Origin of the sequence: Archangium sp., from assembly GCF_036277355.1 — a bacterium.
In the GTDB taxonomy this organism is placed as follows: domain Bacteria; phylum Myxococcota; class Myxococcia; order Myxococcales; family Myxococcaceae; genus Archangium.
The window spans coordinates 45,771-55,283 of the sequence record NZ_DASUNC010000119.1 but is presented as its reverse complement, the minus strand read 5'-3'; the positions used below and the strand labels follow the sequence as shown (position 1 = coordinate 55,283).

The 9,513-nt window shown below is 69.2% G+C and carries 9 protein-coding genes; 4 read left to right on the top strand and 5 right to left on the bottom strand.

What is annotated here, in order from left to right; genetic code table 11:
- Positions 1-222: 222 nt before the first annotated feature.
- From VFZ09_RS30200 to VFZ09_RS30180, 5 genes are read right to left on the bottom strand one after another with little or no spacing between them, the layout of a single operon-like run.
- Positions 223-1,002 (bottom strand): double-CXXCG motif protein, encoded by a 780-nt coding sequence (locus VFZ09_RS30200; RefSeq protein ID WP_329731163.1) that lies wholly within the window; start codon positions 1,000-1,002, stop codon positions 223-225.
- On the bottom strand, positions 971-1,738 hold the full coding sequence (locus VFZ09_RS30195; protein ID WP_329731162.1) for a TIGR02269 family lipoprotein: 768 nt from the start codon (positions 1,736-1,738) through the stop codon (positions 971-973). Before VFZ09_RS30195 ends, VFZ09_RS30200 begins: the two co-directional genes overlap by 32 nt.
- Positions 1,739-1,786: 48 nt before the next feature.
- Positions 1,787-2,464: a glutathione S-transferase family protein gene (locus tag VFZ09_RS30190; protein ID WP_329731161.1), complete on the bottom strand. Its 678-nt coding sequence runs from the start codon at positions 2,462-2,464 to the stop codon at positions 1,787-1,789.
- Positions 2,461-3,003, bottom strand: coding sequence for a hypothetical protein (locus VFZ09_RS30185; protein ID WP_329731160.1), 543 nt, complete (start codon positions 3,001-3,003; stop codon positions 2,461-2,463). The genes VFZ09_RS30190 and VFZ09_RS30185 overlap by 4 nt, the downstream gene beginning before the upstream one ends.
- 51 nt (positions 3,004-3,054) lie before the next feature.
- Positions 3,055-4,086: a histone deacetylase gene (locus VFZ09_RS30180; RefSeq protein WP_329731159.1), complete on the bottom strand. Its 1,032-nt coding sequence runs from the start codon at positions 4,084-4,086 to the stop codon at positions 3,055-3,057.
- Positions 4,087-4,346: 260 nt separating this feature from the next.
- Here VFZ09_RS30180 and VFZ09_RS30175 point away from each other — a divergent pair, with 260 nt between their 5' ends.
- The 4 genes from VFZ09_RS30175 (at position 4,347) to tatC (ending at position 9,469) form a co-directional block, all read left to right on the top strand.
- Entirely contained in the window at positions 4,347-6,299 is a 1,953-nt protein-coding gene (locus tag VFZ09_RS30175; protein ID WP_414640762.1) for a methyl-accepting chemotaxis protein, read from the top strand.
- A 60-nt stretch (positions 6,300-6,359) separates the two neighbouring features.
- The gene (locus tag VFZ09_RS30170) at positions 6,360-7,631 is read left to right on the top strand and encodes an MFS transporter (protein ID WP_329731157.1); all 1,272 of its coding nucleotides are present in this window, start codon (positions 6,360-6,362) and stop codon (positions 7,629-7,631) included.
- Positions 7,632-7,768: 137 nt separating this feature from the next.
- Positions 7,769-8,221, top strand: coding sequence for a Sec-independent protein translocase protein TatB (gene tatB, locus VFZ09_RS30165; RefSeq protein WP_329731156.1), 453 nt, complete (start codon positions 7,769-7,771; stop codon positions 8,219-8,221).
- Between the two features lie 36 nt (positions 8,222-8,257).
- Positions 8,258-9,469 carry a twin-arginine translocase subunit TatC gene (gene tatC / locus VFZ09_RS30160; RefSeq protein WP_329731164.1) on the top strand — a complete coding sequence of 404 codons (1,212 nt, stop codon included), beginning with the start codon at positions 8,258-8,260 and terminating at the stop codon, positions 9,467-9,469.
- Positions 9,470-9,513 lie beyond the last annotated feature (44 nt).

Sequence of the window (9,513 nt, the reverse complement as noted above, 5' to 3'; positions counted from 1 at the left end):
GGAGCGGGAGCAGGAGTCGCATGCGGCCTGGCGTAGTCGCGCGAGGCCGGCCCGCTCCATCTCGGCGAAGGCTACTCCGGGCGCCTTCCTGAGTCCTGGAGCACGGGTGACGTAGGACTCGATGCATGTCTCGGGCGCGGATGGGCTGATGGTTGGCGGGGGAGTCGCGGCAGTCGCCACGAGCAGTGCGGATGGGAACGAGGATGAGCAGCGCGGCGAGCGTCATGGCTGTGTCGCTGCCACTTCCACGGGTTGGAAGACAAGGCCATCCAATCCCAGACGCTGGCATGCCTCCACGAAGCGCCCGGTGCAGATTGTGACGTTGCAGTAGTCCCCCAGCCGGAACAAGTCGAGGTGCGCGGGAAGGGTGGAGGCGTCCAGTATCAGGACATCCGGGAGGGGGTGCATCAGGCGGCCACAGCGGGGACAGGGGGGCTGAGGGTTGGGGGGAAGGCACTTGGGATGCACTCGGCCCACGGGGAGGAGCTCCAACTCGAGCAGCTCGGGCGAGTTGCGCTGGCGGAAGCGGAGAGCAGTAGGGCAGCCCTTGATGCCCTGGAGTCCCTCTGCCTGGAGCTTGTTCAGGGCCTCGCGCTGAATCAACAGCACCTCGTCGAAGTACATGAACAATTGCCCGAAACTGCCCTGGGCCTTGCCCTCGAGCGGTCCGAATCCCGCTCCTGGCTCCAATTGCGCACCTGGCGGCAGCAGGGGACGTATCAGCGCGCATAGCCGTTCGTACTCCTCAAGGGATTCGGCCCGGGGGGGCTCGAAATCGGCCAGAGCGGCTACCGGCGTCAAATCAACCGAAGGGTATGCGTTGGCGCCGCCGCTCCATGCGTCCTGACATGAGGGGCAGTGGACGCCCGGCAGGCCCCATTTGTGCGAGGCATCAACAGAGCCCGTGTAACCCGCGGACCTGTCTTCCTGAATGATGAAATAGTCCATGTGCTTGCTCTTGGTTCCCTGGTCAGTCGCAATAGAAGGGAACGAGCGGGCCATTTACGCCAAATCGCAGCATGAGCTCGCCCGCGAACCGCCAGATGTCCTCGGCCTTGGCCGTGTAGAGGTTTTGCTTCCTGAACTGCCGCCAGGCCTCATTCCATTGGCCGCCCTCGGGCCCTCCACTGTGCAGCCACTGGTGGAAGCTCCTGGGCAGGCGGACGGTGAAGGCGTGGATGTCGATGCCCCGGCGGTTGACCCAATCGGCCAGGAGCTTCTGTTGAGGAAAAATGTGGTGCTTCTCGTAGGGCTCCCGTGGCGGGATGCTGCACATCCAGTGGCGCAGCTCCTTGGGCACGAACCGGTCGCGCGTCTTCCAGTTGTGCCAGGGGATTTCGAAGACGGGATCCGCGGAGGTGGGCGCCGCCACGGGGTGCCCCCACCAGCGCTCGGGCGTGTCCGCGAGCGGAGAGCGCAACTCCGTCGTGATATTGGAGTTCGCTGGGGGTAGAAGTCCCCCCGGCACTGGCCGGAACACCATGGGCGGGCGGGCCACTGGGAGGGTTCCCCTCGCCAGGAGGATGGGAGGGGCCTTCTCTTCCTCCACATCCACCACATCCTGGCAACGCCAGATGGCGCAGCGCTCCCCGTCACACAGCGGCACCACGCAGGTCGGGTCCGCGCGAGCCTCCTCCCAGGAGGAGGACACGGTCTCGGGTCCCTCGTCCTGCGGCACGGTGGGTGTTGAGGTCGCGCAAGCCGTCAGCAGCACGAGGAGTGGGAGCAGGAGTCGCATGCGGCCCAGCGTATTCGCGCGAGGCCGGCCCGCTCCATCTCCGTGTTCCTATCTCTGCACGATGCTCTGCGCCGACTTGATGGCCTGGTCCTGCGCGGCGGACGTGTCGAGCTTCACCACGTGCGGCACCGCCAGTCCCTTCTGCGACGCGGGCCGCTGCTCGATGGCCGCCAGCCAGCGCCGCAGGTTCGGCAGCCCGTCGATGGACACGCCCGCCCAGTCATGCACGCGCACCCACGCCCAGTTGGCGATGTCCGCGATGCTGTACTCGCCCGCCAGGTACTCGCTCTCGCCCAGCCGCGTGTCCAGCACCGTGTACAGCCGCCGCGTCTCGTTCTGGTAGCGCTCGATGGCCGCGGGAAGCTTCTCCGGGAAGTACCGGAAGAAGACGTTGGCCTGTCCCTGCATGGGGCCCACGCCCGCCATCTGGAACATCAGCCACTGCGTCACCCGCGAGCGCCCCTGGCGGTCCGCCGGCAGCAGCTTCCCCGTCTTCTCCGCCAAGTAGAGCATGATGGCGCCCGACTCGAACACCGCGAAGTCTCCCTCCTCGCGGTCCACGATGGCCGGAATGCGTCCGTTGGGGTTGAGCTTCAGGAACCCCGGTTGCTTCTGCTCGCCCTTGCCGATGTTCACCGGGTGCACCGTGTACGGCAGCCCCAGCTCCTCCAGCGTCACGGACACCTTGTGCCCATTCGGTGTCGCCCACGTGTACAGGTCGATCATGCGCCGAACACCCCGTGCAGCACCTCGCGGTGGTAGTTGGTGCTGCCCGTGTGCGTGGAATGCCACTTCGCCGACTGGCTCAGCCGGTTCACCACCGCCTCGAACTCGGCCTGGCTCACGTCGCGCAGCGACATGTACAGCCGCGCCGCGCCCTGCAGGTACGAGAAGAGCGGGTGCGCGTCCGTCCCGTCCGGCCTGCGGCGCAGCTGGCGGAAGAGCCGCTCGAACTCGTCATCCGTCTCGGGCCGGCCCTGGGCCGCGCAGTAGTTGGCGGCCGTCGACTCCAGCAGCAGGAGGAAGGGCTGGTATTGCGGCGGCGGTGTCCGCGACAGGTCCGGCGGCACCGCCGAGCCCGTCCACAGCTGCGAGATGGGCTTGAGCGCCACGAGCACCAGGCCCTCGTTGCCCATCACCGGCACCTCGTTGCGCACCGTCACCACCCGCTTGTTCTCGTCGCGCTGGATGGGCACGCGCAGCAACTCCGGCTGCTCCACCTTCAGGCCCGCGCGCTGCAACTTCTCCACGGCTTCACGATCCACGTCTCACCCCGGCACCTGTGAACGTCATCCGGGTCTCCACTCCGGCGCGCCTCACCGGCCCAGCACGGACCAGTAGGGCTTGAGCGCCTCACGGCTGCGCTGGAGCGCCGCCGCCGCTTCCCTCGAGACCCCCTTCGGGAAGCTGTCCTTCGTCTCTCCCGCCATCACCTCCACGCAAGCGTGCACCGACTGCGAGAGCCCCTCCAGCGAATAACCGCCCTCCAGCATCAGCACCAGCCGTCCCTGGCATGCGCTCTCCGCCACCTCCCGGAGCGCCGTGCACATGGCCGCGAAGCCGCGCTCGGTGAGCCGCATGTCCGCCAGCGGGTCATCGTGGTGCGCGTCGAAGCCCGCGGACACCAGCACCAGGTCCGGCTTGTACGCCTGCGCCACCGGCAGGAAGAGGTCCTGGAAGAGCGCCCCGTAGTCCGCGTCCGTCGCGCCCCCCCGCATTCCACAGTTGAGCGTGTAGCCGGCCCCCGGGCCCTCACCCACCTCGAAGGGCGCGCCCGAGTCCGGGTAGTAGGGGTACTGGTGCACCGACATGTAGAGCACGTCGCGCCGCGTCCAGAAGGCCGCCTGCGTGCCGTTGCCGTGGTGCACGTCCCAGTCGAAGATGAGCACCCGCTCGGCCCCCTGGCGGCGCGCGGCCTCCGCGGCGATGGCCACGTTGTTGAACAGGCAGAAGCCCATGGCCCGGTCCGGCTCGGCGTGGTGTCCCGGGGGCCGCACCAGCGCGAAGGCGTTGCGCGCCCGCCCCGCCAGCACCTCCTCCACCGCCTGCACCGATGCCCCCGCCGCCAGCACCGCCGCGTCATACGAGTCCGGGGACGTCAGCGTGTCCGGGTCGATCACCTCGTGCCGGCCGCGCATCGCCCTCAGCGAGTCGCGCAGCCGCTGCGTGTGCACCGCCGCCAGCTCCTCCTCGGTGGCCGGGCGGGGGGCCCTGCGCTCGGTTCCCTGGATGGGCTCCATGTTGAGCAGCTCCAGGATGCGCGACAGGCGCTCCGGACACTCGGGGTGCTCCGGGCCCGGGTCATGACGAAGGAAGAGGGGGTCGGTCAGCAGCAGCGTCTGGGTCATGGAGCGGGCTCCCACCCGTCCAGTATGGAGCGGATGGGCTCCTCGCGCCTGCTCCCTCTCTCTCCGGGGGGCGCACCGCCGGTTTCTTGCCCTTCGAGGGTCAACCTTCCTACAGTCCCGAGGCCTTGCTCCGACGCCTGCCAAAACCCGGTCTCCGGGTCGTCCTCTTCGCGACCTTCACCCTGGCCCTTGTCTTCATCCTCGGGGCCCTCCACTTCTCCATCTCCTGGCTGGTCTCCAACTACCTCGAGTCCAGGCTCGTGGAGCATGGCCACGCCAAGGCCCGGGAGCTCGCCAGCGTCCTCATCCGGCCGGGCGCGGACTCCCTGGACGTGCAGGCCGACACCCTGGCCATGCAGGCCATCGTGGGCGTGTCCGACGTGGACAAGGACTTCACCTACGCCGCCATCGTCTCCAGCGACCGGAGCATCCTCCTGGAGGGGGGCGTCCGGCCCGAGCGGCTCAACGACCTGATCGGCCAGCTCTTCCGGCCGGAGTCTCCCTCGTCCCTCACGCTGCCCAACGGGGACAGGCTCCTGTCCGAGTCCGCGCAGGGCCCCAGGTGTGGCGCTGGCGGGTGCCGGATCATCGTGGCGGTGGACTTCGCGCCCCTGCGCGACATCCTCAGTGAGCTCACCCTGCTGCTGGCGGCGGCCTTCGTCATCGGCCTGGCCGTGGTGGTGGGCCTCATCTACATCGTCACCCACAAGCTCATCCTCCGGCCCCTGGATCGCATGATGGCGGTGGCGCGCCGGATGGCCGAGGGAGACCTCACCAGCCGCGTCTCGGTGGAGGCCACCGGCGGCGGTGGCGAGCTGGGCCAGCTGGCCGAGGCGCTCGATGGCATCGGCCAGTCGCTGCGCAAGACGCTCGGCCAGGTGCGCGGCGTGTCCGAGGTGGTCTCCGGCGTCATCGAGCAGCTCTCGCGCGCCGGCACCACCGTGTCCTCGGGCGCCTCCACCATCCAGGGCCGCGTGGAGGAGACGTCCTCGTCCATGGAGCAGATGCTCGCGTCCCTGCGCGGCATCGCGGAGAACGTGGAGGTGCTCTACCAGAGCGCCGAGGAGAGCAGCTCCTCCATCATGGAGATGGCCGCCACCAACGACGAGGTGGCCGAGAACGTCCAGGCCATGGCCGCCAGCGTGGAGGAGACCACCAGCGCCATCGAGGAGATGACGTTCTCCATCAAGGAGGTCGCCAAGAACATCGACGAGCTGCGCGACTCCACCCAGGAGACGTCCTCCAGCATCAGCCAGATGGACAGCTCCATCGGCCAGGTGGAGGCCAACGCCAACGAGACGGCGCGCCTGTCCGAGCAGGTGTCCGAGGACGCCAAGACGGGCGTGGACGCCCTGCGCAAGACGATGCAGGGCATGGACCGCATCAAGGAGTCCAGCCTCGGCGCCTCGGGCGTCATCGACAGCCTGGGCCGGCGCATCTCCGAAATCGGCAACATCCTCAACGTCATCGACGACGTGGCCGAGCAGACCAACCTGCTGGCGCTCAACGCCGCCATCATCGCCGCGCAGTCCGGCGAGCACGGCAAGGGCTTCGCCGTGGTGGCGGATGAAATCAAGGACCTGGCCGAGCGCACGGGCGCGTCCACCAAGGAGATCGCCGACCTCATCAGCCGCGTGCAGGAGGAGAGCCGCAACGCGGTGCAGGTGATGAACCAGGGCGTGCGCAACGTGGAGGAGGGCGTGCAGCTGGGCCGCGAGGCCGAGGGCACCCTGCGCAAAATCAACGACAGCGCGCAGAAGTCCACGCAGATGGTGAAGGCCATTGCCCGGGCCACGGTGGAGCAGGCGCGCGGCAGCAAGCAGGTGACGCAGGCCATCCACCGCATCTCCGAGACGGTGCAGATGATCTCCAAGGCCTCCAACGAGCAGGCCAAGGGCGGCGAGCAGATCATGAACAGCGCCGAGCGGATGAAGGCGATTACGGCGCACGTGCAGCGCAGCAGCCAGGAGCAGGCGCACGGCAGCAAGCAGATCACCCGCTCCATCGAGAACATCAACGAGATGGTCACCCACCTCAACCGCGCCCAGAAGGAGCAGACCAAGGGCAGCGAGCAGGTGCTCAAGGCGGTGGAGGCCATCAAGGGTGTGTCCGAGCACCAGACGCGCTCGGTGAAGGGGCTGGAGGAGGCCATCGAGAGCCTCCAGCGTCAGTCCGAGGTGCTCCGCGCCGAGATCCGGCGCTTCAAGGTGTGAGAATGGGGGCGCGCGAGGAATCGCGTGCACCCGCTCTGGCACTCCATTAGGAGGGGCCCCATGTCTTCGCCCCGAGCCGTTTCAGAGCGTGCGGTCGTCTTCCTGATTGGCGCGGTCCAGTTCGTCAACATCCTGGACTTCGTGATGGTGATGCCGCTGGGGCCGGACTTCGCGGCGGGGCTGGGCATTCCCACCAGCCAGATTGGCAACATCGGCGCGGCGTACACGGCGGCCGGGTGCGTGGCGGGGGTGGCGGGCAGCTACTTCCTGGACCGCTTCGACCGGCGCAAGGCGCTGGCGGTGGCCATGCTGGGGTTGGTGGTGGCCACGGCGGCGGGAGGCTTCGCCACGGGGCTCACGTCGCTGCTGGTGGCGCGGGCGATGGCGGGCCTGTTCGGCGGCCCGGCCACGTCGCTGTCCATGTCCATCATCGCGGACCTCATCCCGGTGGAGCGGCGCGGGCGGGCCATGGGGGCGGTGATGGGGGCCTTCTCGGTGGCCTCCGTGCTGGGCATTCCCCTGGCGCTGAAGGTGTCGGGCTGGGCGGGCTGGCGCATGCCCTTCTTCGCGGTGGCGGGCCTGGGCCTGCTCCTGGTGGCCGGGGCCATCTTCTACCTGCCGCCGATGCGTGGACACCTGGAGCGCCAGAAGGGCCCCACGGTGAGCGTGAGGGAGTTGTTCACCCGCTCGGACGTGCTCCTGTCCTACGGGATGACGGCGCTGCTCAACCTGGCCGGCTTCATCATCATCCCCAACATCTCCGGCTACGTGCAGCGCAACCTCGGCTATCCGCGCGAGGAGATCGAGTTCATCTACTTCGTCGGCGGCCTGGTGAGCTTCGTGACGCTGCGGTTGGCGGGCAAGGCGGTGGACCTGTTGGGCTCCTTCCGGGTGGGCACGGTGGGCTCGTTGCTGTTCATCGGCACGCTCTACATGTCCTTCATCCACCTGCCGGCCGGCGTGCCCCTGGTGGCCATCTTCGCGTGCTTCTTCCTGTCCAACGGGGTGCGCAACGTGGCCTACAGCACGCTCACCTCGCGCGTGCCGGAGCAGTCCATCCGCGCGCGCTTCATGTCCTTCCAGTCCGCCGTGCAGCACCTGGGCGCCGCGGCCGGGGCCTCCCTGTCCTCGAAGCTGCTGACGGACCTGCCCGGCGGGCAGCTCGGGGGCATGCAGCGGGTGGTGTTCGTGTCCATGGCCCTCACGCTCCTGGCGCCCGTCATGTTCTTCCTGGTGGAGCGCCGTGTGCTGGCGCGCGACCAGGTGGCCGCCACCCCGCTCGCCGCAGTGCCCGTGCCCGTGAGCCCCGGGGGCGGAGCTCCCCGGCCCTGAGGGGCGATTTGCCCCGTGCCCGCCCCCAGGGGCCGTGGGACGGGGAGGCAGGCGATCGGGGCACGGTCCAATCGGGTTGCACCCCGCCGCCCGGGGCGCGATAACCTCCCGGCGGTTCCCCCTGGAGCCATCCGCTCATGTTCAACGTCGGCGCAGGCGAGCTCATCCTCATCGTGGTGGTGGCGCTGCTCGTGCTCGGGCCGCAGAAGCTGCCCGAGTTCGCGCGCACCATCGGCAAGTTCGTGCGCGAGTTCCGCCGGCAGACCGATGAGGTCCGCACGGTGGTGGAGCGCGAGTTCTACAAGATGGACCAGGAGATGCTGGACGAGCCCCGGCCTCCGGTGCACCCGCCCACCCCGGCGGTGCTGCCCTCGCCGGTGCCCGCTCCCGTGCCGCCGGCCGCCGCTGGCGCTCCGGAGGCCCAGGCCGCCGCCACCGCTCCGGAGAGCGCCGGGGCCGTGGCCCAGGCCGCCGGCACCTCTTCCCCCACCGCCGAGCCATCCGCTGCCGGGACGGCGGAGCCGGACGCCCTTCCGCGTCTGGAGCCCATCCCCGGCACGGTGGCGCGCAACGCCCCCAAGGGCGGCTAGCCCTCGAGATTCGCGCCCGTGGACAACGACCTTCGGATGAGTCTGGCGGAGCACCTGACGGAGCTCCGCTCCCGCCTGCTCAAGTGCACCCTCGCGGTGTTGGTGCTGGGCGCCGCGGCCCTGGTGTTCGCCAAGCCCATCTTCGGCGTCCTGATGAAGCCGGTGCTGGACGCGCTGCCGGCCGAGGGCCGTGCGCTCGTCTACACCTCCGGCATCGAGGAGCTGAACGTCCTCATGAAGGTGGGCGTCTACTGCGGCATCTTCCTGACGACGCCCGTCATCCTGATGCAGATCTGGGGCTTCGTGGCGCCGGGGCTGTACCCGGAGGAGCGCCGGTACGCGGGCCCGTTCGTGTTCCTGGGCTCGTCGGCGTTCCTGGCCGGAGCGCTGTTCTGCTACTTCGCGGTGCTGCCGTCGATGTTCAAGTTCCTCCTCAACGACGAGGAGGGGCTGGCCATCTCGCAGCGGCTGGACGTGGGGCGGCTGCGGGCGGACGACGCGCTGCGCTTCCTGCGGATTGGTGACGCGGAGCGGGCGGGCCAGCTGGCGGGGGAGGCGAGCAAGGCGCTGAAGGCGGACGGGGTGGGGCAGATGCCGGAGGCGACGCGACCGCCCTCGGAGAGCGTGGAGCTGGAGGCGCGGCTGGACGGGCTGGGGCGGCTGCTGGACGCGGCGGCGGACGGCTTCGGGGTGCCGGCGCGCAGCGTGCTGCGGCAGACGGTGGAGAAGCGGGCCGAGGCCGTGGAGGCGTACGCGAAGGAGGACTACGGGGCGTCGGCGAAGGCCATGGACGAGGCGGCGAGCCTGCTGGCCGGGGTGGCGCCCACGCGGGCCGAGGAGCTGGCGGGGCTGTGGCGGCTGGAGAAGGAGCTGGCGCTGGGCAAGGCGCGGCACGTGGCGGCGGCGTGGACGAAGCCGATGCTGACGATGAACGAGCAGCTGTCGCTGGTGCTGCTGCTGTTGTTGTCGTTCGGCATCATCTTCGAGCTGCCGCTGGTGATGGCGCTGCTGGGCCTGGTGGGCATCGTGAGGGCGGGCTTCCTGATGAAGTACCAGCGGCACGCGTTCGTGGTGTGCCTCATCGCGGCGGCGATCCTCACGCCGACGGGAGACGTGGTGAACCTGTCGTTGATGGCCGGCCCGATGCTGCTCTGCTACGAGATGGGCGTGCTGGCGGTGTGGCTCATCGAGCGCAGGCGGGCGAAGCAGGAAGCCGAGACGAGCATCACCCCGACGACGGGAGCCTGAACCACTTCAGCGCGCACATCACCCGAGAGCCCCTTCGCCCCCAA